At 65.4% G+C, this 26512-nt stretch carries 31 protein-coding genes; 22 read left to right on the top strand and 9 right to left on the bottom strand.

The window, feature by feature from the left end; all coding sequences use genetic code 11:
• The 6 genes from H8A95_RS28285 to H8A95_RS28260 form a co-directional block, all read left to right on the top strand.
• Positions 1-832, top strand: an 832-nt coding sequence (locus tag H8A95_RS28285) for an AMP-binding protein (protein ID WP_229186188.1), incomplete at its 5' end; no start/stop codon positions are given.
• Between the two features lie 42 nt (positions 833-874).
• Positions 875-1351, top strand: a complete 477-nt coding sequence (locus H8A95_RS28280; protein ID WP_229186187.1) for a MaoC family dehydratase — start codon at positions 875-877, stop codon at positions 1349-1351.
• The gene (locus H8A95_RS28275; RefSeq protein ID WP_229186186.1) at positions 1348-3051 is read left to right on the top strand and encodes an alpha/beta fold hydrolase; all 1704 of its coding nucleotides are present in this window, start codon (positions 1348-1350) and stop codon (positions 3049-3051) included. The genes H8A95_RS28280 and H8A95_RS28275 overlap by 4 nt, the downstream gene beginning before the upstream one ends.
• A complete protein-coding gene (phaZ, locus tag H8A95_RS28270) occupies positions 3044-3994 on the top strand; it encodes a poly(3-hydroxyalkanoate) depolymerase (protein ID WP_229186185.1) in 951 nt (316 codons plus the stop codon). Before H8A95_RS28275 ends, phaZ begins: the two co-directional genes overlap by 8 nt.
• Positions 3995-4010: 16 nt before the next feature.
• Complete coding sequence (locus tag H8A95_RS28265) at positions 4011-4439, top strand: phasin family protein (RefSeq protein ID WP_229186184.1); 429 nt, start codon at positions 4011-4013, stop codon at positions 4437-4439.
• Positions 4440-4500: 61 nt separating this feature from the next.
• Positions 4501-5718 carry an acyl-CoA dehydrogenase family protein gene (locus H8A95_RS28260; protein ID WP_229186183.1) on the top strand — a complete coding sequence of 406 codons (1218 nt, stop codon included), beginning with the start codon at positions 4501-4503 and terminating at the stop codon, positions 5716-5718.
• 189 nt (positions 5719-5907) lie between these two features.
• On the opposite strand, the gene H8A95_RS28255 is transcribed toward H8A95_RS28260, so the two are convergent.
• From H8A95_RS28255 to H8A95_RS28235, 5 genes are all read right to left on the bottom strand, one after another.
• On the bottom strand, positions 5908-7143 hold the full coding sequence (locus tag H8A95_RS28255; protein WP_229186182.1) for an MFS transporter: 1236 nt from the start codon (positions 7141-7143) through the stop codon (positions 5908-5910).
• Entirely contained in the window at positions 7140-7469 is a 330-nt protein-coding gene (locus tag H8A95_RS28250) for a hypothetical protein (RefSeq protein WP_229186181.1), read from the bottom strand. Before H8A95_RS28250 ends, H8A95_RS28255 begins: the two co-directional genes overlap by 4 nt.
• Positions 7456-8031, bottom strand: coding sequence for an isochorismatase family protein (locus H8A95_RS28245; protein ID WP_229186180.1), 576 nt, complete (start codon positions 8029-8031; stop codon positions 7456-7458). Before H8A95_RS28245 ends, H8A95_RS28250 begins: the two co-directional genes overlap by 14 nt.
• A gap of 47 nt (positions 8032-8078) precedes the next feature.
• Positions 8079-8531 carry a MarR family winged helix-turn-helix transcriptional regulator gene (locus tag H8A95_RS28240; protein WP_229186179.1) on the bottom strand — a complete coding sequence of 151 codons (453 nt, stop codon included), beginning with the start codon at positions 8529-8531 and terminating at the stop codon, positions 8079-8081.
• A 233-nt stretch (positions 8532-8764) separates the two neighbouring features.
• Entirely contained in the window at positions 8765-9052 is a 288-nt protein-coding gene (locus tag H8A95_RS28235; RefSeq protein WP_229186178.1) for a hypothetical protein, read from the bottom strand.
• Between the two features lie 113 nt (positions 9053-9165).
• On the opposite strand from H8A95_RS28235, the gene H8A95_RS28230 reads away from it, so the two are divergent.
• The 3 genes from H8A95_RS28230 (at position 9166) to H8A95_RS28220 (ending at position 10918) form a co-directional block, all read left to right on the top strand.
• Positions 9166-9465 (top strand): hypothetical protein, encoded by a 300-nt coding sequence (locus H8A95_RS28230; protein ID WP_229186177.1) that lies wholly within the window; start codon positions 9166-9168, stop codon positions 9463-9465.
• 12 nt (positions 9466-9477) lie between these two features.
• Entirely contained in the window at positions 9478-9786 is a 309-nt protein-coding gene (locus H8A95_RS28225) for a hypothetical protein (RefSeq protein WP_229186176.1), read from the top strand.
• A 178-nt stretch (positions 9787-9964) separates the two neighbouring features.
• Entirely contained in the window at positions 9965-10918 is a 954-nt protein-coding gene (locus H8A95_RS28220; RefSeq protein ID WP_229186175.1) for an alginate lyase family protein, read from the top strand.
• A gap of 31 nt (positions 10919-10949) precedes the next feature.
• Here the strand turns inward: H8A95_RS28220 and H8A95_RS28215 are convergent, their stop codons facing one another.
• Positions 10950-11216, bottom strand: a complete 267-nt coding sequence (locus H8A95_RS28215; protein ID WP_229186174.1) for a hypothetical protein — start codon at positions 11214-11216, stop codon at positions 10950-10952.
• A 10-nt stretch (positions 11217-11226) separates the two neighbouring features.
• Here H8A95_RS28215 and H8A95_RS28210 point away from each other — a divergent pair, with 10 nt between their 5' ends.
• The 10 genes from H8A95_RS28210 to H8A95_RS28165 all read left to right on the top strand — a co-directional run bounded on the left by H8A95_RS28210 (position 11227) and on the right by H8A95_RS28165 (position 17910).
• Complete coding sequence (locus H8A95_RS28210) at positions 11227-11409, top strand: hypothetical protein (protein WP_229186173.1); 183 nt, start codon at positions 11227-11229, stop codon at positions 11407-11409.
• A 96-nt stretch (positions 11410-11505) separates the two neighbouring features.
• Positions 11506-12576, top strand: coding sequence for a sensor histidine kinase (locus H8A95_RS28205; RefSeq protein WP_229186172.1), 1071 nt, complete (start codon positions 11506-11508; stop codon positions 12574-12576).
• A 58-nt stretch (positions 12577-12634) separates the two neighbouring features.
• Positions 12635-13291 (top strand): response regulator, encoded by a 657-nt coding sequence (locus H8A95_RS28200; protein WP_163154551.1) that lies wholly within the window; start codon positions 12635-12637, stop codon positions 13289-13291.
• A 139-nt stretch (positions 13292-13430) separates the two neighbouring features.
• Positions 13431-13814 (top strand): hypothetical protein, encoded by a 384-nt coding sequence (locus tag H8A95_RS28195; RefSeq protein ID WP_229186171.1) that lies wholly within the window; start codon positions 13431-13433, stop codon positions 13812-13814.
• Position 13815: 1 nt separating this feature from the next.
• On the top strand, positions 13816-15567 hold the full coding sequence (locus H8A95_RS28190; protein ID WP_229186170.1) for an OmpA family protein: 1752 nt from the start codon (positions 13816-13818) through the stop codon (positions 15565-15567).
• A complete protein-coding gene (locus tag H8A95_RS28185) occupies positions 15567-16067 on the top strand; it encodes a Rab family GTPase (RefSeq protein ID WP_229186169.1) in 501 nt (166 codons plus the stop codon). Before H8A95_RS28190 ends, H8A95_RS28185 begins: the two co-directional genes overlap by 1 nt.
• 342 nt (positions 16068-16409) lie before the next feature.
• On the top strand, positions 16410-16847 hold the full coding sequence (locus tag H8A95_RS28180) for a DUF3597 domain-containing protein (protein ID WP_229186168.1): 438 nt from the start codon (positions 16410-16412) through the stop codon (positions 16845-16847).
• Between the two features lie 77 nt (positions 16848-16924).
• Entirely contained in the window at positions 16925-17203 is a 279-nt protein-coding gene (locus H8A95_RS28175) for a hypothetical protein (RefSeq protein ID WP_229186167.1), read from the top strand.
• A 72-nt stretch (positions 17204-17275) separates the two neighbouring features.
• Entirely contained in the window at positions 17276-17695 is a 420-nt protein-coding gene (gene mscL / locus H8A95_RS28170) for a large conductance mechanosensitive channel protein MscL (RefSeq protein WP_050419983.1), read from the top strand.
• Between the two features lie 47 nt (positions 17696-17742).
• Positions 17743-17910: a hypothetical protein gene (locus H8A95_RS28165; RefSeq protein WP_229186166.1), complete on the top strand. Its 168-nt coding sequence runs from the start codon at positions 17743-17745 to the stop codon at positions 17908-17910.
• Positions 17911-17944: 34 nt separating this feature from the next.
• Here H8A95_RS28165 and H8A95_RS28160 read toward each other — a convergent pair whose 3' ends face one another.
• Together H8A95_RS28160 and H8A95_RS28155 are read right to left on the bottom strand one after the other, a co-directional pair.
• Entirely contained in the window at positions 17945-18763 is an 819-nt protein-coding gene (locus H8A95_RS28160) for a class I SAM-dependent methyltransferase (RefSeq protein WP_229186165.1), read from the bottom strand.
• Positions 18750-19214, bottom strand: coding sequence for an Rrf2 family transcriptional regulator (locus H8A95_RS28155; RefSeq protein ID WP_229186164.1), 465 nt, complete (start codon positions 19212-19214; stop codon positions 18750-18752). The genes H8A95_RS28160 and H8A95_RS28155 overlap by 14 nt, the downstream gene beginning before the upstream one ends.
• A 171-nt stretch (positions 19215-19385) precedes the next feature.
• On the opposite strand from H8A95_RS28155, the gene H8A95_RS28150 reads away from it, so the two are divergent.
• On the top strand, positions 19386-21476 hold the full coding sequence (locus H8A95_RS28150) for a tetratricopeptide repeat protein (RefSeq protein ID WP_229186163.1): 2091 nt from the start codon (positions 19386-19388) through the stop codon (positions 21474-21476).
• Between the two features lie 7 nt (positions 21477-21483).
• Here H8A95_RS28150 and H8A95_RS28145 read toward each other — a convergent pair whose 3' ends face one another.
• The gene (locus tag H8A95_RS28145) at positions 21484-23214 is read right to left on the bottom strand and encodes an ATP-dependent Clp protease adaptor ClpS (protein ID WP_229186162.1); all 1731 of its coding nucleotides are present in this window, start codon (positions 23212-23214) and stop codon (positions 21484-21486) included.
• A 317-nt stretch (positions 23215-23531) separates the two neighbouring features.
• Here H8A95_RS28145 and H8A95_RS28140 point away from each other — a divergent pair, with 317 nt between their 5' ends.
• Together H8A95_RS28140 and H8A95_RS28135 are read left to right on the top strand one after the other, a co-directional pair.
• Entirely contained in the window at positions 23532-25877 is a 2346-nt protein-coding gene (locus H8A95_RS28140; RefSeq protein ID WP_420839468.1) for a mechanosensitive ion channel family protein, read from the top strand.
• Between the two features lie 419 nt (positions 25878-26296).
• Positions 26297-26512: LLM class flavin-dependent oxidoreductase (locus H8A95_RS28135; protein ID WP_229186161.1), on the top strand; the 216-nt coding region annotated here is incomplete at its 3' end.

Below are 26512 nucleotides of genomic sequence, written 5' to 3'. Positions count from 1 at the left end.
GGGCGTCACCTTCACGCATGGCGTGCCGACCATTTTGCAGATGCTGCTCAACGCCGCCGCCGCGGCCAAGGTCGATCTCAAGGGTCTCAAGATGGTGATCGGCGGCTCTGCGTTGCCGAAGGCGCTGGCCAAGCAGGCGATGGAGGCCGGCATCGATATCTTCGCGGGCTACGGCATGTCGGAGACCGGCCCGCTTGCCGCGGTCTCCCATGTCCAATCCAGGGATCTCAGCGGCGATCTGGAAGGCGAGGTCGAATTCCGCACCCGCGCCGGCATGGCCGGCCCGCTGGTCGACCTGCGCATCGTCGACCCCGACATGAAGGACGTCCCGCATGACGGCAAGTCGGCCGGAGAGATCGTGCTGCGGGCGCCGTGGCTGACTCAGGGCTACTTCAACAATCCCGAAGGCTCGGAGCAGCTCTGGGAGGGCGGCTATCTGCACACCAGCGATATCGCCGTGGTCACCCCGGGCGGCTATGTCCAGATCACCGACCGGATCAAGGATGTGATCAAGACCGGCGGCGAATGGGTATCCTCGCTGCAGATCGAGGATCTGATCTCGCAATGCGCCGGCGTCGCCGAGGCCGCGGTGATCGGCGTCAAGGACGAGAAATGGGGCGAGCGGCCGCTGGCGCTCGTGGTCAAGAAGCCGTCTGGTGCCGATGGCCTCAGCGATGATGCCATCAAGGACCACCTCAAGGCGTTCGCCGACAAAGGCGTCATCTCGAAATACGGAATACCCGGCAAGATCCTGTTCATCGACAGCATTCCCAAGACCAGCGTCGGCAAGATCAACAAGAAGGAGCTGCGCGAGCTGTACGGCGACATGTGACGGTGCGGGCACGCCTGAGAAAAGATCGAGGAGGACAACGAGATGAGCAACCTCACAATGGCCGGGCTGGGTGAACATGTTGGAAAGGAGCTCGGACTTTCCGATTGGGTCACCATCGATCAGCAGCGCATCGACAATTTTGCGTCCTGCACCGGCGATCGCCAATGGATTCATGTCGACGTCGAACGGGCGAAACGGGAGAGCCCGTTCCGCGGTCCGATCGCGCATGGATACCTGACGCTGGCGATGGTGGCGCCGCTGGCGATGCAGGTCGGGATCATTCCGCGCGATGCCGCCGCGGGGCTGAACTACGGGGTCGACAAGGTGCGCTTCCTGGCGCCGGTGCCATCAGGCGCGAAGGTGAGGCTGCGTGTCGTGCTGTCCGGCATCGAGCCGAGGGACGGCGGCCAGGTGATCATGAAAACCCTGAACACGCTCGAGGTCGAAGGATCGGAGAAGCCCGCCTTGATCGCCGAAACACTGGCGGTTCTGATTCCGGCAGCGGGAGCAAAGCAATGAGCACGGAAAATCGCAGCCCGGACTCGCCGGCCTCCGACATGTCCGAGGCCGCGTCGCGGACCACACTGGCGCTCAATCCACTGGTCGGCATTCAGGGCCAGGATCTGGTCGAGAGCGCCGGCATCCTGTTCAAGGCGGTCATGAACGAACCGAAGGTAGCGACCGAACAATGGCTGTCCTTTGTCGGCGAGCTCGGCTCGATCGTCGCCGGCAAGTCCGAGCGCGCCCCCAAGTCGGGAGACAGACGGTTTGCGGACCAGACCTGGAAGGAGAGCTCGCTGCATAGCAGCCTGCTCAAGACCTATCTGGCGTGGGGCGAAGCGGTCAACGGCCTGGTCGACAAGACCAGCCTCAGCGACATCGACAAGCAGCGCGCGCATCTGATCACTGACATCCTGATCGACGCGGTCGCGCCGACCAACACGATGCTCACCAATCCGGCAGCAGTCCGCAAGTTCATCGACACCGGCGGGCAGAGCCTGTGGAGCGGCCTGAAGAACTATATCGGCGATCTGACGCAGAATCGCGGCATGCCGTCGATGGTGGACACGAGCGCCTTCAAGGTCGGCGAGAACCTCGCGACCACGCCGGGCGCGGTGATCTTTCGCAACGAGCTGCTCGAGCTGATCCAGTACACGCCGACGACACCGACGGTCAGGAAGCGACCGCTCGTGATCACGCCGCCGCAGATCAACAAGTACTACGCGCTCGATCTTTCGCCGGACAAGAGCATGGTCCGCTTCCTGCTTGAGTCCGGCATCCAGACCTTTGCGGTGAGCTGGCGCAACCCGACGGCGGCGCATCGCGACTGGGGGCTCGACACCTATGTCGCGGCGCTGGACGAGGCGGTCGATGCGGCGCGCGAGATTTCCGGCAGCGAGGACATCTCGATGATGGGATCCTGCTCCGGCGGCATCACCTCGACGGCCTATTTCGCGACGCTCGGCAGCGCCGCCGAGAAGAAGATCAAGAATCTGGTGCTGGCGGTCTGCCTGCTCGATCCCAACTCGGCCGAGGAGAGCACGTTCGGCTGCCTGATGACGCCGGAGACCATGCGCGCGGCGAAGGCGTCGTCGCAACTGCGCGGCATCGTCGACGGCCATGATCTGGCGCGGATGTTCGCCTGGATGCGGCCCAACGACCTGATCTGGAACTACTGGGTCAACAACTATCTGCTCGGCAACCAGCCGCCCGCGTTCGACATCCTGTACTGGAACGCCGACACGACGCGGCTGCCGGCGGCGCTGCACGGCGACTATCTCGACCTCTATTTCAGTAACCCGTTCGTCAACGCAGGCAAGCTGACGCTCAACGACAAGACCATCGACATGAGCAAGGTGAAGGCCGACAGCTACGTCGTCGCCGGGGTGACCGATCACATCACGCCGTGGAAGGGCGTCTACAAGACGGCGCAGATCATGGGCGAGGGCACCACCTTCGTGCTGTCGAACAGCGGGCATTTGCAGAGCCTGCTCAATCCACCGAGCAATCCGAAGGCATCGTTCATGATCGGGCCGATCTCCAATGACAAGCCCGATGCGTTCATGGCCTCTGCCGAGAAGCGCAAGGGCAGCTGGTGGCTCGACTGGCGCGACTGGCTGCAGCCGCGCTCGGACGACGAGATCAGCGCGCCGAGCTCTCTCGGCAGCGCGCGCTATCCGACGCTGGGTGCGGCTCCGGGGACCTATGTCTTTGACTGAGGATGTCACCAGCGCCGACAAGGCCGGGCCTGCGGCGGCCGCGCAACGCGGCACGATCGAGACCCGGCAGGTCACGATCGACGGGCAAATGCTTCAGGTCGCGATCCGGCACGGCGACGGCAACGGGCCGCCGTTGCTGCTGTTCAACGGCATCGGCGCCAACTGGGAGCTCGCGAAGCCGTTCCTCGACGCGCTTACCGGCACGTCAGCAATCATCTTCGACGTGCCCGGTGTCGGCGGATCACCAAGGCCGGCGTGGCCCTATCGCCCGTCGACGCTGGCGCGGCTTGCCGCCGAGCTCGTCGCGGCGCTGGGCTACGCCGAGGTCGACGTCGCCGGCGTGTCGTGGGGCGGCGGGATCGCGCAGCAATTCGCGCATCAGTTTCCGAAGCGTTGCCGCCGGCTGGTGCTCGCCGCGACCGCGCCCGGTTTCACCATGGTGCCGGCAAGCCCCTCGGTGCTGTGGAAGATGGCGACGCCGCGCCGCTACACCGACAAGGGCTACATGAAGAGCATTGCAGCCGACATCTATGGCGGCGCGTTCCGCGACGATCCGTCCTTGATCGGCCGGCATGCGGCGGCGATGCACGGCGCGCGCAGTGCGGGCTACTTCTATCAGTTGCTCGCGATGACCGGCTGGACCAGCCTGCCATGGCTGTGGTCGTTGCCGCAGCCGACGCTGATCCTGATGGGCCGCGATGATCCGCTGGTCCCTCCGATCAACGGCCACATCATGGCGAGCCTGATCCCGAACGCCGAGCTGCAGCTGATCGACGACGGGCACCTGTTCATGGTGACGCGGCCGGCGGAGACCGCCCGGCTGATCGAGGCGTTTCTCGCCGACGAGAGCCGTCAGGTCGCGCCGTCGACCCTGCTCTCGCGCACGACCAGTTACCTCAGGGATCTCGTTCCAACGTCCGGAGAGCGGCGGCAGAAATCGTAACCACAGGGAGGACATCATGACGGATAACAGCTCATATATCGATATGCTGCGGAAGTTCGGTAGTGATCTCGGCTTGCCGAAGCTGAACGTGGACGAACTGCTCCAGACCCAGAAGAAGAATCTCGAGGCGCTCGGCCAGAGCGCGAAAGTGGCGGCGCAAGGCGCGCAATCGGTGGCGCAGAAGCAGCGCGAGGTGCTGGAGGCGGGCTTGCGCGAGGCCTCGACGCTGGCGCGCGAATACAAGCCGCTCGGCAAGGTCCATGAGAACCTCGCCTTGCAGACCGAGTTCGCACGGAAAGTGTTCGATATCGCGGTCAAAGGCGCACAGGACAGCGCGTCGACGGCACGGCAGTCGACCACCGATGCGGTCAAGATCATCCAGGACCGGATGAAGGAGAACTTCGAAGAGTTCCGCGCCAGCGTCCGTCCGAACAAGTCGGCCTGAGATCGTCTGCCGGCATCACGACAGATCAAGCAAGGCCTCGCCAGGCATCAGGGAGGACACCATGGCTAACGCGCAGGCAACACGGACGTCGAGGCCGGACTACGCGCCACCGCCGATCAACGGCGATTTCTATGGCATTGCCAGCGTCCTGAACGAGACGGAGCGCGCGCTGCTGCGGCGCGTGCGCGAGTTCACCGAAGGCGTGGTGGCGCCGGTCATCGAGGAGTTCTGGGGCCGCGACGAGTTTCCGTTCGCGATCATCCCGAAGATGGCCGAAATCGGCATCGGCGGCGTCGGCTACCAGGGCTATGGCGCGGCCGGCGGCAGCTGGCTGCTAAACGGCTTTGTCGCAATGGAATTGGCGCGGGTGGATTCCTCGGTCGCGACCTTCTGGGGCGTGCATACCGGGCTTTCGGCGGGCTCGATCTATCTGTGTGGCGACGAAGCACAGAAGCAGCGCTGGCTGCCTGCGATGATGCGCTTCGAGAAGATCGGCTCGTTCGGTCTCACAGAGCCGCTGGTCGGCTCCGCGACGTCGGGCGGGATGCTGACCACCTGCCGACGCGAGGGCGACGTCTGGATTCTCAATGGACAAAAGAAGTGGATCGGCAATGCCACCTTCGCCGACATCAACGTGATCTGGGCGCGCGAGGAGACCTCGAACCAGGTCAAGGGCTTTGTCGTGGGGAAGGACAATCCCGGCTTCTCGGTCGAGAAGATCAAGACCAAGATGGCGCTGCGCGTGGTGCAGAACGGCCTGATCACCCTGAAGGATTGCCGTGTTCCTGAGGCGGACCGCTTGCAGAACGCCAACACGTTCAAGGACACGGCCAAGGTGCTGCGCATGACCCGCACCGGCGTGGCGTGGTTCGCCGTCGGCTGCGCGATGGGCGCCTATGAGCATGCGCTGCGTTATGCGACCGAACGGCGGCAGTTCGGCAAGCCGATCGGCGGCTTCCAGCTGGTGCAGGATCTCCTGGTCAGGATGCTCGGCAACGTCACCGCGACCCAGGCGATGATGCTGCGGCTCGGCCAGATGCAGGACGAGGGCGTGATGCTGGACGAGCACGCTTCGCTGGCGAAGGCGTTCTGCACCGTCAAATGCCGCGAGAGCGTCGGCTATGCGCGCGAGCTGCTCGGCGGCAACGGCATCCTGCTCGAAAATCATATCGGCCGCTTCGTCGCCGATGCCGAGGCGATCTATTCCTATGAGGGCACCCGCGAGATGAACACCCTGATCGTCGGCAAGTCGATCACGGGATTGAGCGCCTTCGTCTGACGTGTTGCAAGGTGTCTAATACCGTCATTGCGAGGAGCGTTAGCGACGAAGCAATCCACGTTTCCACAAGTGGTGAGATGGATTGCTTCGCGGAGCCTGTCATCCGGCGGCGCTGCGCGCCGACCGGGTGGCTCGCAATGACGCAGATACTGCAACGCGACTGGTCACACGTCTGAAGGAGACCCTAGCTCACTCCGCCGGGGGCAGGCTGCCGTGGCCGGCTTCGGCGGTTGCCCGCGACAGCATGCCGAGGGCAACGATTGCGGCGGCAAAGCCGGCGGCGGCGCCGACCCCGAGTGCCCAGCGCGGGCCGAGGTGATCGGCGACCCAGCCGACGATCGGTGCGCCGATCGGCGTGCCGCCGAGCGCCACGCCGAGCCGCAGCGCCATCACGCGCCCGCGCATCGCAGGCTCGGTCGAGAGCTGCATCAGCGCGTTCGAGGTGTTGGCGACGGTCAGCGCGGCGACGCCGATCACGACGAGCGCGGCGGCGAACAGCCAATAGCTCGGCGCCAGGGCGGCGAGCGTGCAGCCGAGGCCAAAGATCGCAGAGCCCAGCATCAGGGAGGAGAACCGCGGCTGGTCGCGGCTCGCGGCGAGCAGCGCGCCCGACATCGTGCCGAGCGCCATCACCGAGGACAGCAGGCCGAAGCCCCGCGCATCGGTGTGGAACACGCCGACCGCCATGGTGGAGATGAAGATCGGAAAGTTCAGCCCGAAGGTGCCGATCAGGAACAGCATGATCAGCGTCGCCCGGAGATCGGGGCGGGACCAGACATAGTGAAAACCCTGCATGACGCTGCCCTTGGTGGGATGGGCGCGCGCGTTCGGGCGCAGCTCGGAGGTGCGCAGCAAGGTCAGCGAGGTCAGCACCGCCAGGAACGAAGCGCCGTTGAACAGGAAGGCCCAGCCGGTGCCGACGGAGGCGATGATCAGGCCGGCGACGGCCGGGCCGATCATGCGCGCGGCGTTGAACGAGGTCGAGTTCAGCGCGATCGCGTTCGACAGGTTGGTGTCGCTGACCAGCTCGGCCACGAAGGTCTGGCGCACCGGCGCATCGAGCGCTGCGGCGCAGCCGAACAGGAAGGCGAACACATAGACGTGCCAGAGCTGCACCAGTCCGGTGACGGTGAGAATTCCGAGGACCAGCGCGAGCACGCCCATCGTCGCCTGGGTCGCTATCAGCAGCTTGCGCTGGTTGAAATGATCGGCGGCAAAGCCGCTCCACGGCATCAATAATAGCTGCGGGCCGAACTGCAGCGCCATCACGATGCCGACGGCGGAGGCGCTGTGGTTGGTGAGCTGGGTGAGAACCAGCCAGTCCTGGGCGGCGCGCTGCATCCAGGTGCCGATGTTGGACACCAGCGCGCCGGCCGCCCAGACCCGGTAGTTGAAGCTCGCCAGCGATCGAAAGATGCGTCTCATGTTCGCTGAGGATCGTTCCCGCCGTGAAACCGTCCGAACCGCCGCGCCAGGAGCAGGCCGATCAGGAGGCCGCCGAGGCCGAGTGCGGCGACGTCGCTGGTGGTTCGGAGGCCGAAGTCGCCGACGCGGCAGACCAGCAGATATCCGACGGCGAGGTTGAAGAAGCCCCACACGATGTTGACGGTCGATGACGACAGGCCCTCGCCCGGCGGCTTTGCGAACGGGCTCTGGAACGGTTCGCCCATCATGCCGGCGACGACGTGGGGGATGGCGTTGGTGAGGAAGGCGCCGCCGAAGAAGTAGGCGACGAGGTCAAGCCAGTTCATGGGCGTTGGTCCTTTCAAGGAGATCGATGATCGCCTGCGTCGAGCCGGTTTCGCCGAGCCGCGGGAACACGTGTTCGATGCTGTAGTCATGGGCGTTCGGCCGAGCATCGGTCATGGCGTCGATCGCGAGCGTGACGTTGAAGCCGGCCTCATAGGCCTGTCTTGCAGTTGATTCGACGCCGGTGCCGGTGGCAACGCCGGCGATCACGACATGGGTGACGCCGCGGGCGCGCAGCCGGCTCTCGAGATCGGTGCTGGCGAATGCGCCCCATGTCCGCTTGGTGACGACGATGTCGCTCGCTCGCCGGTCGAGCTCCGGGATCAGCTCGGTCCAGCCATCGGGAAATGCGCCGCCGGGGCGCGGGCGCTCGGTTCGTCCGGGCGCTGTGCCGTCGACATTGATCAGCGCGATCGGCAGTCGGCGTTGCCGAAACGCTGTGATGAGGTCGCAGGCGCGCGCCACGACGTCGGCGAACGGATGGATGAAGGGCGCGCCGACGAGGCCTGATTGCAGATCGACGACAATGAGGGCGGTGATCGGATCGAGCGTCGTCAGGGCCATGATGGTTTCCTTTCAGCCGATGTTTCTCGCGATCGGCGCGGCGGGCATCAATCCTCGACCAGCCGCTTCAGGAGGCCGACGGCGGCGGCGAGTTCGTCCTGCTCCCGCGCCGACAGCCGCGTGGCGATGGTGCGCGACAGCCAATCCTGCCGCGCGGCGCGGCCGGTGCGCAGCCGCTCGCGGCAGGTCTCGGTGAGCGACATGATGGTCTGCCGGCCGTCATCCGGATCGGGCGCGCCGCGAACCAGGCCCGCAACTTCGAGCGCTGCGATCGCCGAGCTCATCGACTGCGGACGCATCCCTTCCGACCGCGCCAGGCTGGACACGGTCGCAGGACCATCCTTCTCGAGGCGAAGCAGCACCGCGACCTGGGAAGGCGGCAGATCCTCACGCTGGCCCTGCTCGCGAAGCCGGCGCTTCAGCGTTCCAATCAACAAGCGGAGGTCCTCGGCGAGCGCGGACGTGCGCCCTGAGCCGGTACGGGCCGGTGAATTGTTCATGCCGGTGAGAATGGCATATATGAAGGTAAACTGTAAAGATTATCTTCGCAGTCTTCCTTCAGATCTACGTGATCGCCGGCGGCGTGGCGGCGCATCGCCAACCGCCAGAAAGCCGCGACGGAAAGCTGGGCCGGATCGCTGGATGGGTATGGTGAGGATCAGGGGCGCGCAGGCGTTGAGCCGATCCCGACGGCTCGGTGCAGATATGAAACGCTGAGCAGGGAGCCGTTGCGTTACCAGATGACGCGTGCGCAAATCAGCGCGAGCGGCACGACAGCAAGACCAATCGGAACCCATCTGCGCATGTCAGCGGGATCGCGGGAATACCGGAATATCTGGATGCAAATGAAAAAGCAGACGGCGGCGCCGATCAGGATGCGGAACAGGTCAGCGGGGGTGTCATACAAAGTCGCAAAGCTCTCATTCTGGGGCATAGCCACCCGGGCCGTTGTCACCACCACGACCAGTAAAAAGAGCGTCCTAAGAACGAGACCGAGAAACCGCATATGCGTGCCAGCCATCACTCTGTTCGAGTCGATATATAGCACGAATCTGAAGATAAAATAAGCATCTGCACAGCTTTGTGCGGTGCGACGGCTTTATGACAACCCGCTCATTCAAAGGGCAAGCTGCAATGAAATTCGGCACGCTCTCCGTGGTGATCCTGGGATTGACCGTTCTCTCGGGCGCCGCAGCCTCCGCGGCATCCCCGGCGCGTTGCCGCGCCGAGGTGCTGCGATCCGAGGAGCTTCCCTATGCTCCGATCGGCTCCTGGCTGCACAAGGCCACCGTCCGGATCACCTATCCGGACGGCCAAACCGTCGATTCGACGTTTGCCAGGACTGCGCCGTGGCAGGTTACGCTCCGCCGTGGCGATCGTTTCCGGTTCGACTGCGAGCGGCTGCGCGATGCGTGGCCCATCGCTCCGCAATAGGGGGATACGGTCATGATTGATCTGATCATCGGCGTTGCCCAGATTGCGCTCGCGCTGGGCAGTGCCGCCGGCCCTGCCGCCGATCGCGCTTGGCGGCCGTCGGTTGTCCGGATCAGGATGGTCTGCGATCAGGACTGCAACTGTCACCGAACGCGATATCACGAGCGCCGGCCGATGCCTGCGGGGTGCGACGATCTCGCCTGTCGCTCTCCAAGCGGCCGCTACATCGGCCAATACAATGGCCATTACCGCAAGGGGCCGGCGACAGGCGTCGGCTTTGACGACAAGGCCCCCGTCCGTGAATTCCCGTTTCCGTTCTGACCGGTCTGCCTGCTTCGACGAGCCTCAGCCGCGCTCCAAAATTCTGAACGGCGCCTGAACTCGATTTCGGATCGCATCACATTAGATTTGGTTGTCTTGGTGCGCGCGTTTGTCGATGACTGTGTTTGCGCTCACGACGTGGCGTCTCGTCCCCGCGGTGGCTCGCAGAGTTCTTTCCATGAAGCTTGATATCCGACTTGCGACGATCTGCGGATCGATCGCCTTCGCTTGCCTCGCGCAGCCGGCATCGGCCCGGACGTGCGAGGCGCCACCGGCGCTGACGTCGGTCGATCCGCCCGGTTTTTATCAGAATGCCGGCGGCTACGCGGAGGCCATCAAGCCGCTCCATGCGTTCATTGCGCAGGTCAACAAGGCGGCCGATGAGCGCGATCCGGATTGCGTCATGGACTTGCTCGCCGGCTGGGCCAGGGGAAATGCGCTGCTGACGATCGGCGCCAACTACCAGGGCGATTTCGAACGCTCCTGGGCCGGGACCGATTTCGCGCTGGCGCTGCTGCGCTTCCCCGCGGCGTCCACCAAAGCGGATCACCGCTTCCAGCAAATCAAGCCATGGCTGATCCGGATCGCCGAGGAGACGCGCGATGCCGATCGCATCAACCACCTCGGCAACAACCTGGTCTACTGGGCCGGGCTCGATCTGATGTCGATCGGCACCCTGACCGATCGCGATGATCTGGTCGAAGCCGGCCTCTCCCGGGCGCGTCAGGGCATCAGGGACATCGGGGCGCACGGCGAACTGGAACGTGAATTGAAGCGTGGCGAGCGCGCGCTGCACTACCACAATTTTGCGCTCACCCCGCTGGTGTTCTGCGCCGAACTCGCAAGCCGCCGGAAGATCGATCTCTATGCGGAGAACAATGGAGCGATCCATCGGCTCGCCGCCGTGATCGTTCGCGCCGTCAAGGATGAGCGGAGCTTCAGCGCTCTCTCGCAAGTGCCGCAGCAACTCTTCCCCTGGACCTTCCAGGGCGACCTTGCCTGGATGGAGCCATACTACGCCCGGTTTCATGATACGGATTTGTTGCCGCTTCTTCGCGCGAGAAGGCCTTTGAACAATCCGCGGCTCGGCGGCAACGTGACGGCGGCCTGGGGCGCGCAGCTGCCGGACTGACCATCGGGCCGGGGTGCCCGATGACGTGCGCTCACTCGCTCTCGCTGGTCGCCGGAGCCGCGTAGGTGTCGCGTGCGCGCTTGGTCACGGCGGCATAGCGCGCCGTCGCGCTAAGGCTCATCAGGCCGGCACGCACCAGTCCGAGGATGGCGCGCCGTGAGTGGAACGGTCCGGTCTTGCTCGCGGCATATCCGCGCGGGTAAAGCTGCAGGCGGCCGACCAGCGCCTCCTGCAATGCCACCTTCTGGGTCGCGCTCAGGCGCCGGCGCCGCGCGGGCTTTTCCGCCTCCGCCAACATGCGCAGCTCAATGCGCGCCGATTTCCGTGGCGCAGCCCTCATTGTCAGCTCACACTCCGGTCGACTGGCGCGGCCTTCCGAAAAGCCCGGCGCCGGGCTGGCATCGCCATGGACGCCGGCATATGGCACATCACGACTTGCGCTGTTGCTCATCACCGAACAGAACCGCATTTCGAGCGGCGGCGGCATCTGACGAAAGTCAGGATCAGTTGTGACGAAAGTCATATTCGTTTGCGGCCGCTACCGGCTTACGCCAGAGTGGGCTGCTCGCTGAGTTGATGGGCAACGCATGATCGATCTGAGCAGGGATTTGCTTGCGGCCGCGGAAGCCAATGTCATCGGTCTCGCCGTCATCGGTGCAGACCGGAACATGCAGCGGAAAATCGGGGGGCTGGTCGAATGGCTTCCCGCCATCGGTATCGATTGTTGCGAGTGCATGCTGCTGGTCGGCATGGAAGCCGAGTTGGCGGCGCTTGCGAGCGGCCAGCGGGACATGATCGCGCTGGCCGGTGTGCGTGGCGCATCGCCTGACATCACGCAGCCGATGACGGCAGTCGTGCTGTGGAATGGCGCGCAGTCGCATTATTTCGTCATCGCCATGCCGGACTTCGCCGGCCGCCAGGTCGAGACTCTGCTCGGCAGCGAGCGCCGGGCCCGGCGCCTGATGGAGCAGCAGCTCGAGGCGGCGAGCGCGGAGGTGCGTTTTGCCTCGCTGGCGCGGACGCGGCTGCGGCTGGCGCGCGATCTGCACGATACGCTGGTGCATTCGATCGTGGCGCTGCTGACCCAGATCCGGCTGATCAGGCATTATCTGAGGGCCGATCCCGCGCGCGTGGCGGACAGCCTTGCGACCGCGGAAGACGCCGCCGCAAGCGGTCTCGGCCGAGCCCGCGAGGCGATCGCACGGCTGCGCATGCCCGACGATTGGAAGCTCGATCCCGATGTCGAGGGGCAGCTGAGCGACTTCGCCACGCGCAGTGGCGTCAGGGTGTCGATCCAGATCGACGAGGAGGCACGGGCCGGCTTGCGCGACTGCGGCCTGACCGTTCAGCGCGTTCTCAGCGAGGCGCTGCGCAATGTTCAGACCCATGCGCAGGCACGCCGCGTCTCGTTTCACGCCTTCGATGAGCCGGCCGCGGTCGGCCGGAAGCTCGTTGTCGAGATCCGCGATGACGGCCGCGGGTTCGATCCCGCGGTGCCTACTCCAGGACATTTCGGATTGATTGGAATGGCCGAATTTGCTGAACTTGTCGGCGGAAGCTGCGCGGTGGAGAGCGCGCCCGGACAGGGAACGCTGGTCCGGATATCGCTCCCCGTGGCGGTGCCGCCGGCAGCATCTGCCGGCGTGCTGGCCGATTGATGTGGTCGCCATGTTGAGGTGGTCGCCGCGTACACCTTCGAGAGGATGATGGAAGCCCGTGAGCAGGATTGAGAAGGTACGGGTGCTGATCGCCGAGGATCAGACGCTGATCAGGGAAGGGATCGCCACACTGCTCGCCCAGCAGAACGACGATTTCGAGATCCTTCCCGGCGCGTCCGACGGCGAGCAGGCCATCGAGTTCGCGCGGCGCTACCGGCCGGACGTCATCCTGATGGACCTGCAAATGCCGCGTGTCGACGGCATCGCGGCTACCCAGCGGATCCTCCGCGAGCTGCCGCAGACCCATATCGTGGTGCTGACGACATTCGAGACCAACGATCTGATCTTCGAGGCAGTGAGCGCGGGCGCCAAGGCGTATCTCTTGAAGGATGCCAGGATGGAGGAGATCGCATCGACGATCCGCGCCGTGATCAACGGCCAGTCCGGGCTTTCGCCTGGTGTCGCCGCGCGCATCCTCGACGAGTTCAAACGGCTGCGCGGTCCGCGGATCTCGGCGAAGCTGCCGGTGCGCGACGGGCTGACGGCACGGGAGAATGAAATTCTCACGCTGATCGTCGAGGGCAAGAGCAATACCGAGATCGGCGAGCGGCTGCACTTGGCCGAGGGAACCGTGAAGAACTATGTCAGCACCATCCTGGAAAAATGCCAGGTCAAGAACCGTACAGAACTCGCAATAAAGGCAATAACTTACTAGAAATAATTGCCATTGTCCGGACAACCAGGCGGCTGATCTGGCTGAGATTGCTCGCCTTTTTCTGGGCCGCGCCCGCAAAATTGGCTATAGGATTGTTTCGGATTTGCTTTTTGACACCGCAGGTCCGGATTGCGCAGCTTTGACCAAGCAGGGAATGACCATGAAGGGTATCGAGCGCCAGACCAAGGATACGGATGGACTGGCAAACGCGGCGGCCGGCAACGGCGCGGATGCCGCGGCGCATGGCATGGCGGCGATCGATCAGGTCCGCGACCTCCTGTTCGGCGGCGCGCAACGTTCGCTCGAGACCAACCTCACGGGTCTGCGCGACGAGATGCAGGCATCGCTGAAGCAGATGCAGGCGGACTTCACCAACGAGCTCACCGCGCTTTCTGCGCGGCTGTCCGACCTGGAGCGGGATACCGAGCAGAAGCGCCTCGACTCGCTGAAGGATGTCGGCGCGGCCATCACCCAGCTCGGCGCGGCCATCAGCGGATTGGGATCGGGCCGCGCGGGCAAATAGCATGGCAGCTGCTGCCGGCCAGAACCGCGAGATCGAGCAGCTCAAGACATTGCTGTTTCAGCCCGAGGCGACGCGTCTGACGTCGCTGGAGGCCGATCTCGATTCGCTGCAGCGCTATGTCGGCAATTCCGATCGCCTGGAGACGGCCACCGCCGGCATTCTGGTCGAGGCGCTGGAGCGCGCCGAGGTCAATCGGCCGCGCGAGCTCGCCACCGCGATTGCGCCGGTCGTGGTCTCCGCGATCCGCAGCGAGATCAAGAATTCGCGCGAGCAGATGATCGAGGCGCTCTATCCGATCGTCGGCCGGCTGGTCAGCGCCGCGGTCGCGAATGCGTTCAGGGAACTGGTGGCCTCGCTCGAGCAGCGCATCAACGCGCTGACCTCGGCGCAGCTGTGGGTCGGGCGCGTCAAGTCGCTGGTGACGGGACGTCCGATCAGCGAGTTCGTGCTCGCCGATAGCCCGCCACAGATCAATCGCCTGCTGATCATCGAGCGCGGCAACGGCCGCCTGATCGCCGACTGGAAGCGCGAGGCGAACCCCGACGAGCGCGCCGATCTGCTTAGCGCGATGGTCGCGGCGATCCTCGAATTCTCCGTGCAGGCGCTGGCCGGCGAAGGCAATCTGCAAACGCTCGATTTCGGCGGACGGCAGCTCGCGCTGCGCGCCTCGCCGCGCTACATCCTGGCGGCGGAGTGCCTGGGGCCGCTGCGTCCCGCCGACAATGCCAGGATCAACTCGCTGTTCTTCGATGCGATCGAGCGCATTGACCGCGGCGCCGATTGCGATACGCCGATGCTTGCCTCGCTCGCCGCCGCGATCGAGACCGACGACGCGCCGCCCAGGATCGCGAGCCGGCGCGGCAAGGTGATCCTGTTCGCCGTGCTGGCCGCTGTGGCCGCGCTGTTGCTTTACCTTGCCGTGACATCGGTGACGCGGGGTCTGTTGGAGCGGCGAACCCATGCGGCGCTGGAGCAGCTCGCTGTGAAGCAGCCGTTGCTCGCCACATTCCCGCTGCAGCTCGACTTCGATCACGGCGGCCGAAGCGTGGCCGTTTCGGGCATCGAGCCGAGCGAGCTCGAGACCGCGCCGTTGATCGACGCGCTCGCTGCGGCCGCTGCGCCCTACAAGGTCGTCGACCGCATCGGACTGGTCTCTGCACCGGAGCAGGCGGCGGCGTCGCACGCCAGCATCGCAGGCCTGCAACAGAGCCTGACGCGCCTGCAGGCGAGCCTCGACCAGATGCGCGAGGCAATGAGCGCGCAGACGAAGTCGGGCGACCAGAAATTTGCCGCTCTCGCCGAACAGAACGACAAGCTCGGCGAGCAGGCCGCGAAGCTGGGCGAGCAAGTTACCAGGCTGCAATCCGTCGCCGACGGTCCCGCGGCGCGGCTCGACCGCTTCATCGCCTCGACTGCGATCTTCTTTGTCAACAATTCGGATGATTTCCTCGACAACGATCAGGCCGACCAGCAGCTTCGCGAGCTTGCCGCAGTGTTGGCGAATAACGATCTCAAGGTGCGCATCGTCGGTTATGCCGATCAGAGCGGCACCGAAGGCACCAACCGGACGCTGGCGCGCAAGCGGGCGGAGCAGGTGCAGCGCAGGCTGAGCGCGCTCGGGGTCGACCCGTCGCGGCTGATTCTGGTTTCGCGCGCCGCGACGATGCCGATCACCGACCGGCTCGATGCCACCGTCGGCGGCAACCGCCGCGTGGCGTTCGAGACGGTCTATCGAGGCGAAGTGGCGCGCTGATGCTCACCGCAAAAGTCATGCTGCTCGGCGATATGGGGGTCGGCAAGACGTCGATCCTCTATCGGCTGATCTACAACCGGTTCGAGGGCCAGTACAAATCGACGCTCGGCGTCGAGATCCTGAGCCATGACGTGGCGCCGGCAGATGGCAGCGACCCGATGCGCCTCGTGCTGTGGGACACCGACGGCGATTTCGGCACGCAGATCTTCGACACCGTCTATGTCACCGGCGCCTCCGCGGCGATCATCGTGTCCGACGTCACGCGGCCGCAGACGGTGACCCGGATGGTCGAATTGGTCCGCGGTTTCGAGGAGCGATTTCCGGGGCGGCCCTACCGGGCGCTGCTCAACAAGATCGACCTGCCGGAAGCCGCGGGAAGCGCCGGCCTGATCGCCGAGCTCGCGAAGTCGAGCGTCAAATCGGTCAGCGCCAAGACCGGCGTCGGCATTGCCGAAAGCTTTGTCGAGCTTGCTCAGACCATTCGGCGGCGTCAGCTCTAGTTCTTTGCTGGCGCGATGTCTTCACGCGAACCGGCGTCCACTTCGCTCGGAGACGCTCTGGCTCACGATATTTCCGCACACGTTGGTGTCAGCCGTCCCGACTTCTCGGGGCTGGCGAATCGGGCCGGGACGGCTGACTTCATCGCACGTGGGGCGTACGATGAAACGCGCGCGACGTGCGGCGCACGGCCGCACGATTCTCCCCCAACTGCACCACGTCGTCCCACACTCCGATAGTGACGATGGTCATCTTCCGCTCGGCCAATGGCCTGCCTATCGTCCGCTCCGTCACCGGAACCAGCCACGAGACAAACGGTGTCTCGGGCGCACGGAGTGAGAGACATGAGCATTTTTGGAAGCATCATGGGTGCAATCTTCGGCCACGGCGCCCAGGCCAAGACGCCTGAGAGCAAGACACCTGAGAGCAAGACACCTGAGACCACAACGTCGGCTGCGCCCGGCGCATCGCCTGCATCAACGTCCACCGCCGCATCCACGGCGCCCGGCACTCCCGCCGCGCAAACCGTCGACGTCGCGGCGATCGTCGACAAGGCAGCCGCCGCCGCCGGCGAGAAGCTCGACTGGCGCACCTCGATCGTCGACCTGATGAAGGCGCTCGGCCTCGACAGCAGCCTTGCGGCGCGCAAGGAGCTCGCAAAGGAGCTGCACTACACCGGCGATACCAACAATACCGCCACCATGAACGTCTGGCTGCACCAGCAGGTGATGGCGAAGCTCGCCGCCAATGGCGGCAAGCTGCCGGCCGACATCAAGACCTGACGATCTGAATCGAGCCGTGCGCGGTGTTCGCGCCCGCACGGCTCCGAACCATGCGTATTGCGTGAGGAGCAGTTGCGATGACCTCATCTCATCCTGCCATCCTGAACAGGCGGCGCACATGCGTCGCCGCCGCGTCGATCGGCGCGGGGCTTGGGCTGGCAGCATTGGCGCTGGGCATCACCATCGCCATCGCCCGCGCGGATAATTCCGGCGACGAGCAGCATTCGACGAATGCGAATGTGGAGCGCGCCGCGCAGCTCCCGCCGCCGGCGCGGGTCATTCTGCCCGCACCCTGGGAGCAGGCGACGCCCGCACAGCCGGCCGCAGCGCCGGCGAAGTCGGAAGTTCGCAAATAGGCTTCGCACTTTTGCAGGGGCCGGCGATCCGTCGCCGGGCCGCGCCACACCTTTTCGGAAGCAGGAGATCACATGCTGAAGGAATTCAGGGAATTCGCCATGAAGGGCAACGTCGTCGATCTCGCCGTCGGCGTGATCATCGGCGCAGCCTTCGGCGCGATCGTCTCGTCGATGGTGGCCGATATCATCATGCCGATCATCGGCGCGGCCAGCGGCGGGCTCGACTTCTCCAACTATTTCACCGCGCTGTCGAAGTCGGTGACGGCGACCAACCTCGCCGATGCCAAGAAGCAGGGCGCGGTGCTGGCCTGGGGTAACTTCCTGACGCTGACGCTCAACTTCCTGATCGTCGCCTTCGTGCTGTTCATCGTGGTCCGCCTCATGAACCAGCTCAAGCGCGAAGCGCCGGCGGCGCCAGCCGAGCCGCCGAAGCCGACCAAGGAGCAGGAATTGCTCACCGAGATTCGCGATCTTCTCAAGTCGCGTGCGTAGCGATCGCTGCTTGTATCGTGCGTACTGCCCAGCTCTGGAGTCTAGTTATGCCAGAACAGGTCAAGCTGCCCCGTAAATTGTCGCAGGAGCCCGGTGGTCCGTCCAAGCTACGGCCGAGCCACCGGCGGGTCATCGAGGAACTCGACCGCTGGGCCAACAGCCCCGGCCTGCGGCCGCCGAGTGACGCAGACAAGCCGGACGACGACAGGCGCTAGCGCGCGCCAGATGCGACGATTGCTGCTCGCTGCGCTAGTGCCGCTGGGCCGTCGCGATCAGCGCGGTCGAGGGAATCGCAAAACTGTTGCCGACCCGTCTACTGTCGATCTCGGCACGGAAGGCGCGGGCGACCGCGGCGCTCTTGTCCGCATCGAGCCCGCTCCAATGCGGCATGAACTCGAACAGTTTGTCGACGTCGCCGGGATTGGCGACATCCAGTTTGAAGTCGTGGGTGATCTCGGCGATGACAGGATCGGCGAAGCCGGCGGCGATGACCGCGGCAGCGAAGCGGCCGGGATCGGCGAGCTCGGCGAGGCCTCTGCAGGGCATTGGCGTGACGTTGTCGGGATAGAGCCGCCGGATGATCTGCGACAGCAGCAGATGCACTGCGGCGCCGTCCGCGCTTTTCCAGACCGCGATCGCGACCGTTCCGCCAGGCCGCGTCACCCGCGCCATTTCGCGCAATCCGGCGCGCCAGTCCGGAAACAACATCACGCCGAACACCGACACCGCCGCATCGAAGGCGGCATCGGCCAAATCGAGCGCCTGGCCGTCCATCTGACGTGCTTCGATATTCTGCAGGCCATGCGCGCGGACCCGCGCCACCATGCCGGCGGAGAAGTCGATCGCGGTGACGGCCGCGCCGGTGCGGGCGGCAGCAAGCGCCGCGGCCCCCGTGCCGGTGGCGACATCGAGCACTTTCGATGACGGGCCGATCGGGAGTGTTGCGACCGCGGCGTCGGCGAACAGCGTCGTGAACGGCTGCGACTGCGCTTCGTAGGCGGTGACCATTTTGTCCCAATGCGCGGGATCGTTGTACGGCAGAGGCTTCGCCTGCTCACTTGACTGCATGAATCTGGTCCTCGAGGCTTTGTTTGTGCTTGGCGAGCCGGCGCTTGAAATCCTTCGCCAGCGCTTCGAGCGTCACGCCGCCGAGCCGCTTCAGGAAGAGCGCCTCGACCTCGCGAAAGGTGTCGCCGAGCGCATCGTTGACGGCCTGTTCGACGAGGCAGCCGGGATTTTCCGAGCGGTGGCCTATGGCAACGATCGTGGGTTCGCCGACCGCGCGATAGATGTCCGCGAGCGTGATGTCGGTGGGATCGCGTGCCAGCGTCCAGCCGCCGCCATGGCCCTTCTCGGAGTGGACCAGGCCTTGCTCGCGCAGGCCCGCCATCACGCGGCGGACGACCACCGGGTTGGTGGCCATCGCCTGTGCAAGTTGCTCCGACGTCACCGGCTCGCCCGCTCCGATCATGTGGAGCAGGCCGTGCAGCACGCTGGATAAACGGCTATCGCGTATCATGTAACTTCACATGTTACATGATGGGGCTGGCGTCAAGAGCGGCGATGCGACGCGGGAACCGATGGCGCTCGTCTGAACTTCTCGTGCCGGATTTGGCAGCGTCGCCCGTTTAATCCCCATCGGGGTTTGAGAGGCGGGGGCGCGATCGTGGGCAGTGTGGCGGTTGATCGGATGTTGCTGGATGCGGTGGCGCATTATGGCGCGGGCCGCGCGACGGAGGCCGGCACGTTATGCGGCGATATTCTGACCGCCCATCCAGACCATGTCCCGGCGCTGCATCTGTCCGCCGTCATCGCTTTCGTGACCGATCGCGCCGCGGAAGGCGCGGTGCTGCTGAACCGGGTGTTCAGCCTCGATCCGCATCATGGGCCGGCCTTCGCCACGCTCGGCGATGCGCTCGCCGTCAAGGGTGAGCACGAAGGCGCGGTGGCAGCGTTCGAGCGCGGCGTGACGCTGCGGCCGAAGGATGCCGGCCTGCACATCAAGCTCGGCGTCGCATTGTGCGATCTGTCGCGTTTCGACGAGGCCGAGGCGGCATTTCGCCGGGCGATCGCGCTCGATCCCGGCCTGACGCGGGCGCGGTTCAACCTCGCCGTCGCCCTGGCCGGACAGCAGCGGCCGGTCGAGGCGGAGCAGGCCTATCGCGAGGTGATCGCACGCGATCCGGCCTATCGCGGGGTCTGGCTCAACCTCGGCAATGTGTTGTCCGATCAGAAACGCTTTGAGGCCGCCGCCACGGCCTATCGACGCGGGCTCGGCACCGATCCCGGGAATGCCGGGTTGCACAGCGGCCTTGGCGCGGCGCTGTATCGCCAGGGCTTGCTGGAGGATGCAGTCCTGCAATACCGCCGCGCGATCGCGCTCGATCCCGATAACCTCGCGCCGCAGCGCCTGCTTGCCATGGTGCTGCACGAACTGGGCGAGCGCGAGGAGGCCATCCGTATCTACCGGCTGGTCTCGGCCCGCGACCCGTCCGATCACGTCATCCTCAACAATCTCGGCGCCTGCCTGTTCGAGGTCGGACAGGTCGACGACGCCATCGCCTGCGCCGAGCTCGCGCTGGCGCTCAAGCCCGACTATGCCGCCGCGCGCACCAACATCGGGATCATCTTCGAGGCGCAGAATTTGGTCGAGGCGGCGGTGGCCGCGCATCGGAAGGCGATCGAGCTCGAACCAAACTATGCCAAGGGCCAGGCCAATCTTGCGGTCGCGCTGCGCAATGCCGGCGAGATCGATGCCGCGCTGGTGTCTTCGCGGCGGGCCATCACGCTCGATCCCGAGCAGCCGCTGGCGCATTACAACCACGCGCATTTCCTCCTGATGAACGGCGAGTTCGAGGAGGGCTTTGAGGAGTATCAGTGGCGCCGCAAGACCAAGATGCTCAGCGACGGCGATCCCGTGTTCGGCGAACCGGAATGGCAGGGCGAGCCGCTGGCGGGACGCACGCTGCTGCTGTTTGTCGAATACGGGCTCGGCGATGCCATCAATTTCGTCCGCCATGTGCCGATGCTGGCGGGCAGAGGCGGCCGGATCATTCTGCAGGTACAGCCGGCGCTGGTCTCGCTGCTACGGCCGATGCTGCCTGACGTCGCCGTGTTCGCGCGCGGCGAGCCATTGCCGCCGTTCGACCTGCAACTGCCGCTGCTCAGCCTGCCGCGGATATTCCGCACCACTGTCGATACCATTCCCTCGGCCGTGTCTTATCTGCAGGCCGATGCCGTCAGGCTGGCGCGCTGGCGCGAGGTGCTCGGCGGCGTCACCGCGCTGAAGGTCGGCGTGGTTTGGGCCGGCAATCCCAGGCACAAGGGTGATCGCCAGCGTTCGCTGGCGGCGGACGCCGTGCTGCCGCGGCTGGTCACATCCGGCGTCCAGCTCTACAGCCTGCAGAAGGAGCTGCGGCCGGACGATGCTCCGGTGCTGCGGAGCCTTGGTGCTGATATCGTCGACCTCGCGCCGACGCTCGGCGATTTTGCCGACACCGCGGCGGCGGTCAGCGCGCTCGATCTCGTGATCGCCGTCGACACGTCGGTTGCGCATCTCGCCGGCGCGCTTGGCCGCCCGGTCTGGATGCTGTGTCCCTATGCACTCGACTGGCGCTGGCTGCGCGACCGCGTCGACACGCCCTGGTATCCGACCATGCGGCTGTTCCGTCAGGACAGGCCGCAGGCCTGGGAGCGCGTGCTGGCGCGGATGTCGGACGAGCTTGCGCGGCTCGCCGGCGGCGAGCGCGAGTTGCTGCTGCCGGCTCTCTTGGCGCGTTGACCTGCCGTCACCCCGCGCTCATTCCCTGCGCGCCGCCGAGCAGCTTCACGTTGAGCCGGCCGCCGTCGAACAGCATCTCGTTGAGCGCGCCGTCGATGTCTTCGGCGGTGACGTCCTGGCCTCCTCCGCGGGCGATGCTGGCCTGGGCGATGCGGCGCATCAGCTCCTTGATGAAAGCGGCGCTGACGCCTTCGGTGCGTTGCACCGCTGCATCAATGACGGGCGGTTCGAGCGGCAGGCCACGGCCGTAGAGCCGGATCAGCTTGCCGCGTCCGGTTTCGTCGGGCAGCGGCACCTCGATCGCCTGGTCGATGCGGCCGGGGCGACCGGCGAGCGCGCCTTCCAGCTCTTCCGGGCGGTTGGTGGTCAGCACGAACAGGATGTCGCAATCCTCCTTCAGGCCGTCCATCTCGTTGAGCAGCTTGTTGAGCAGGGATTCCTCGCATGGTCCGCCCATGTCCTCGCGGTCGCGCGCGATCAGATCGACATCCTCGATCACGACCATGGTCGGCTGCAGCAGCCGCGCCAGGCTCATATAGGCGCCGAGCAGGCCGACCTGCTCGGCGGTGATGATCAGCGTGGTGTGGTTTGGGAGGTTGGTGGCGAGATAGCGGATGGTGTGGGTCTTGCCGGTGCCGGGCGGCCCATACAGCAGGATGCCTTTGCGGGTCGACTGCCCGAGCTTGCGCAGCAGATCGCGGCTTTCGACGAAGTCGAGCACGTTGCGGTCCAGCAGCCGCAGCGTCCGTGCCGGCAGGATCACGTCATCGCGCGTGACGGTCGGCAGGCGATGCACGGTCACGCCGCGCGCGCGGCCGCGATAGTCGGCGGCATCTTCCAGCGACAGGATCTTGCCGCGATAGGATCGTGCCGCATGCACGGCCGCTTCCAGCTCCGCAAAGGTCCGCTGCACCAAGGCGTTTCCGGCGGCGCCTGCGGGCACCGCGAGCTCGATCCGCAAGCCCGGCTCGGTCTGATAATCACGATGGTAGCTGAGCAGCACCGCGTAGCGCAGCTCTTCGGTTTGGCATAGCCACAAACCATTGGTCAGGCATTTCACCGACTCGGGCTCGCCGACGTCGACGTCGTGATACTGCGGCGGCGCGATCGGCGGCGCGTTGCGGCTGTTCTCCATCAGCGAGGCAATCGCGAGGGTCTCATAGCGGTGTTGCTCATGAATGCCGAAGAAATGGATCGGCGCATCGAACAGTCGGTCGATCGCGATCTGAACGTCCGCTCGCATGTGACCGGGAAATTGCCGCGACCGGGTCATGATCTGATTGCGCGGCGTCCCGGCAAAATGCCAATCGAGCGCCATGAAGGCATATCTGAACTCCTCGCTCGGCAGATTTTCCGAGCTTGCCCGCGCGGCGATCAGGCAGTTGCCGCACAGGCAGACTGTCCGGCGGATGAGAAACACGTCGGTCACGGGCTCCAACGCGCCACAGAGATCGCACGGCCGGGCCGCGTCGGCGGCTGACGCGGTGATCAGCAATGGATGCCCGTTGCTGCGGATCAGCTGTTGGGCGGACTCGAGCAGTGCCTTGGCCACCGTCGCGGGATAGGGGCCGCATGCGAATCCGTTCTGGGCCTCGATTCGCGCGGTGACGGCAATCGCTTCCTTCCGGGATTTGCCGAATACCGTGCGCAACAGGTTACGCATGAATTCCAGCGGTGTTTCGTCGTCATCATGAAAGAAGAGCCGGACCGGACCGTCGTCGCTGAACACGTCGTGCATGATCACCTCGAAACGCAATCGGAACCAAAAGAACAAAATAAGAACATCATGACGGCCGGCCTGCGTCAAGCGAAAGATTCTGCCGCCTCATCCCTGACGTGTGGTGCGCGGCTCGGCCGGGAACGCGCTGCATGCGTAAACGCCGCTCAACACTTGTGACGTATGTGTTGCGGCAAATGCCAAGACATGGCCGCTACAGCGGCAAACTTCCGACACATCATCGGGGCGAAAAGAGGCGATCCGACATGGCGCGAGCGCGAGAGCTGATTCCTTCCAGGGATGTGCCGTCGCGCAATTACTTTCAATAAGAGGCCCTCGTGTCGCACACATTTCGCTTTGCGATCCTTCTCGTCCTCACCTTGCTCGTCTCTCCCGCGCTTGCGCAGCCGGGCGCCAGGCCGGCGCCGCCGCAACCCAGTACCAGCGATGCACTGACGCCGGAGCAGGCGAAGCGCGCGCTCGAGACGCTGCAGGACGACAAGAAACGCGGCGAGATCATCAACACGCTGCGCGCCATCGCCAACGCCTCGCCGCAGGCGGCTGCCGCGCAGCCGGCGCCCGAGCAGAATTCGCCGATCCCGCTCACCGCGGACAGTCTCGGCGCTCAGCTCCTGCTGATGGTGTCGGAACAGGTCGGCGAGATGTCGCGCGAGGTCGCCGACGTCGCGCGCACGCTGACGCATTTCCCGGCGTTCTATTACTGGTTCGTGCGCACCGCCAACGATCCGCAGGCCTATGGCCTGCTGATCGACATCGCCTGGAAGCTGGCGCTGGTGTTCGGCTGCGCGCTCGCGGCTGAATGGGTGGTGTTCCGCCTGATCAAGCGGCCGGTCGCGTTCCTCGAAGCACGGCTGCCGCAGACCGCGCGCGTGCCGGTGCAGACGCTCGCGAGCGCCGATCCGCCGTCGTCGGTTGCCGACGTCACGCCGACGCCTGAGTCACATCGGCGCCGGCTCAGCCTGGCGCGGGCCTGGCAGTCGCTGGTCCGGCTGCCCTTCGTGCTCGGCCGCCTGCTGCTCGAACTGCTGCCGGTGGTAGTGTTCGGCGGCATCGCCACGGCGCTGCTCGGCACCGAGATCGGCGACCAGTCGACCACGCGGCTGGTGATCCTCGCCGTCGTCAATGCCTATGTGTTCTCGCGCGTCCTGATCTGCGCGGTGCGCGCGCTGGCGGGGCCGTTCGGCCTGTTCCGCGTCCGCGCCGAGACCGCGGCCTATATCGAGATCTGGGCGCGGCGCATCGTCGCCGTCGGCGTCTCCGGCATCGCCTTTGCCAATGTCGCGCTGCTGCTCGGGCTGCATCGCGCCGGCTATGCCGCGTTGATCCGGCTCGTGATGCTGGTGGTGCATCTCTTCGTCGTCGTCATCATCCTGCAGTGCCGCCGCCAGGTCGCCGACGCCATCCGCGCGCCGGCCGATCGCACCGGCCTTGCGGCGCGGACGCGAAACCGTCTCGCGGGGCTCTGGCATGTGCTGGCAATCGCGCTCGACCTCGCGCTGTGGGCGGTGTGGGCGCTCAACATCCGCAACGGCTATTCGCTGCTGCTGCAATATTTCGTCGGCACCATCGCGGTGCTCTTGGTCACCCGTCTCGTCATCATGGTGGTGCTGAGCCTGATCGACCGCGGCTTCCGCATCAGTCCGGACCTGATGCAGCGCTTCCCGGGGCTGGAGACCCGTGCCAACCGCTATCTGCCGTTGCTGCGCAAGGTGGTCACGACGGTGATTGCCCTGCTCGGCTTCGTCGCGCTGCTCGAGGTCTGGGGCGTCGACGCCATCGTCTGGTTCTATGGCGGCCAGATCGGCTCTCGCCTGATCTCGGCGCTGGTGACGATCGGCATTGCCGCGCTCGCCGCGGCCGTCATCTGGGAAGTCGCCAATGCGCTGATGGACAGGCAGATCGACACGCTGTCGCGCGAGGGGCATTTCGCCCGCGCCGCGCGCTTGCGCACCTTCCAGCCGATGCTGCGCACGGCGCTGTTCTGCATGATCGTCGCGGTGGTCGGGCTTACCGCGCTGAGCGAGATCGGCGTCAACGTCGCGCCGCTGCTCGCCGGCGCCGGCATCGTCGGCATCGCGATCGGCTTCGGCTCGCAGAAGCTGGTGCAGGACCTGATCACCGGGCTGTTCCTGCTGATCGAGAATACCGTGCAGGTCGGCGACACCGTCACGGTGTCGGGTCTCTCCGGCGTGGTCGAGCACGTCTCGATCCGCACCATGCGGCTGCGCGCCGGTGACGGCTCGGTGCATGCCGTGCCGTTCAGCGCGGTGACGACGATCACCAATTCCAGCCGCGGCGCCGGCAATGCCGCGGTCAGCGTCAACGTGTCCTACAAGGAGGACACCGACCGCGCCGGCGAGGTGCTGAAGGACATCGTCGCAGGGATGCGTCAGGAGACGGCGTATCGCGCGCTGATCCGCGGCGATCTCGAATTGTGGGGCGTCGACAAGGTCGACGGCTCCGTCGTCACCATCGTCGGCCAGATCCGCTGCACCGATGGCGGCCGCTGGTCGGTGCAGCGCGAGTTCAACCGTCGCATGAAGCGGCGCTTCCAGGAGGAAGGCATCGAGATTGCCTCGATGGGCCAGACCATCCTGATGCAGCTCCCGCCGCCGTCGGAGCCCGATAGCAACAACGCGATGCCGCGCCGCGCGGCGGGCTGATCTGCTCGCGCTCCGCTTCACCTCGCCCCGCGTGCGGGGAGAGGTCGAATTCAAGCGAAGCTCGAATTCGGGTGAGGGGGAGTCTCCGCGAGAGTATCTGTCTCCGTATATGCGGAGACGGCCCCTCACCCCAACCCTCTAAGAGCGAGCTTCGCTCGTCTCGACCCCGTAAGAACGTGGAGAGGGAGTAAACTAGATCACCGCCATCGCCGCGCGTCTCACGGTTGCGACAGGTCTCGCGACTGTGAGACGGCCACAGTGCTCTTGAGCTCTGCGATCGGCCGCTGCCGGCCGAAATCCGGCCGTTCACAGCCATTCCCTGCGATTTCCTCCGCTGGCACAGCGCTTGCTGATTGTCGCGCAATGCGCGGCAAGACGCATTGCATGACTGAATCGTAACGCGAAGGAAGGAAACGCACATGGAGCTTGGCTATTTCACCATGCCCTCGCACCCGCCGGAGTGCGGATTGAAAGAGGGGCACGACTGGGACCTGCAGACGCTGCGCTGGCTCGACGAGCTCGGCTATCAGGAAGCCTGGATCGGAGAGCATCACACCGCACCGTGGGAGCCGCATCCGTCGCCCGATCTGTTGGTGGCGCAGGCGCTGCTGCAGACCAAGAATATCCGCATCGGA

Origin of the sequence: Bradyrhizobium oropedii (genome assembly GCF_020889685.1) — a bacterium.
Taxonomy (GTDB): Bacteria; Pseudomonadota; Alphaproteobacteria; order Rhizobiales; family Xanthobacteraceae; genus Bradyrhizobium; species Bradyrhizobium oropedii.
This window is presented reverse-complemented; position numbering and strand designations above follow the sequence as displayed.

Coding starts and splice junctions, on each gene's coding strand:
- H8A95_RS28165 (WP_229186166.1), top strand. CDS start 17,743: ATGCCAGAACAGGTCAAGCTGCCCCGTAAATTGTCGCAGGAGCCCGGT.
- H8A95_RS28155 (WP_229186164.1), bottom strand. CDS start 19,214: ATGATACGCGATAGCCGTTTATCCAGCGTGCTGCACGGCCTGCTCCAC.
- H8A95_RS28275 (WP_229186186.1), top strand. CDS start 1,348: ATGAGCACGGAAAATCGCAGCCCGGACTCGCCGGCCTCCGACATGTCC.
- H8A95_RS28250 (WP_229186181.1), bottom strand. CDS start 7,469: ATGAACTGGCTTGACCTCGTCGCCTACTTCTTCGGCGGCGCCTTCCTC.
- H8A95_RS28175 (WP_229186167.1), top strand. CDS start 16,925: ATGACCTCATCTCATCCTGCCATCCTGAACAGGCGGCGCACATGCGTC.
- H8A95_RS28215 (WP_229186174.1), bottom strand. CDS start 11,216: ATGTTGGCGGAGGCGGAAAAGCCCGCGCGGCGCCGGCGCCTGAGCGCG.
- H8A95_RS28255 (WP_229186182.1), bottom strand. CDS start 7,143: ATGAGACGCATCTTTCGATCGCTGGCGAGCTTCAACTACCGGGTCTGG.
- H8A95_RS28240 (WP_229186179.1), bottom strand. CDS start 8,531: ATGAACAATTCACCGGCCCGTACCGGCTCAGGGCGCACGTCCGCGCTC.
- H8A95_RS28280 (WP_229186187.1), top strand. CDS start 875: ATGAGCAACCTCACAATGGCCGGGCTGGGTGAACATGTTGGAAAGGAG.
- H8A95_RS28205 (WP_229186172.1), top strand. CDS start 11,506: ATGATCGATCTGAGCAGGGATTTGCTTGCGGCCGCGGAAGCCAATGTC.
- H8A95_RS28150 (WP_229186163.1), top strand. CDS start 19,386: ATGTTGCTGGATGCGGTGGCGCATTATGGCGCGGGCCGCGCGACGGAG.
- H8A95_RS28180 (WP_229186168.1), top strand. CDS start 16,410: ATGAGCATTTTTGGAAGCATCATGGGTGCAATCTTCGGCCACGGCGCC.
- H8A95_RS28190 (WP_229186170.1), top strand. CDS start 13,816: ATGGCAGCTGCTGCCGGCCAGAACCGCGAGATCGAGCAGCTCAAGACA.
- H8A95_RS28185 (WP_229186169.1), top strand. CDS start 15,567: ATGCTCACCGCAAAAGTCATGCTGCTCGGCGATATGGGGGTCGGCAAG.
- H8A95_RS28265 (WP_229186184.1), top strand. CDS start 4,011: ATGACGGATAACAGCTCATATATCGATATGCTGCGGAAGTTCGGTAGT.
- H8A95_RS28230 (WP_229186177.1), top strand. CDS start 9,166: ATGAAATTCGGCACGCTCTCCGTGGTGATCCTGGGATTGACCGTTCTC.
- mscL (WP_050419983.1), top strand. CDS start 17,276: ATGCTGAAGGAATTCAGGGAATTCGCCATGAAGGGCAACGTCGTCGAT.
- H8A95_RS28245 (WP_229186180.1), bottom strand. CDS start 8,031: ATGGCCCTGACGACGCTCGATCCGATCACCGCCCTCATTGTCGTCGAT.
- H8A95_RS28160 (WP_229186165.1), bottom strand. CDS start 18,763: ATGCAGTCAAGTGAGCAGGCGAAGCCTCTGCCGTACAACGATCCCGCG.
- H8A95_RS28225 (WP_229186176.1), top strand. CDS start 9,478: ATGATTGATCTGATCATCGGCGTTGCCCAGATTGCGCTCGCGCTGGGC.
- H8A95_RS28145 (WP_229186162.1), bottom strand. CDS start 23,214: ATGCACGACGTGTTCAGCGACGACGGTCCGGTCCGGCTCTTCTTTCAT.
- H8A95_RS28220 (WP_229186175.1), top strand. CDS start 9,965: ATGAAGCTTGATATCCGACTTGCGACGATCTGCGGATCGATCGCCTTC.
- H8A95_RS28235 (WP_229186178.1), bottom strand. CDS start 9,052: ATGGCTGGCACGCATATGCGGTTTCTCGGTCTCGTTCTTAGGACGCTC.
- H8A95_RS28260 (WP_229186183.1), top strand. CDS start 4,501: ATGGCTAACGCGCAGGCAACACGGACGTCGAGGCCGGACTACGCGCCA.
- H8A95_RS28210 (WP_229186173.1), top strand. CDS start 11,227: ATGCGCGCCGATTTCCGTGGCGCAGCCCTCATTGTCAGCTCACACTCC.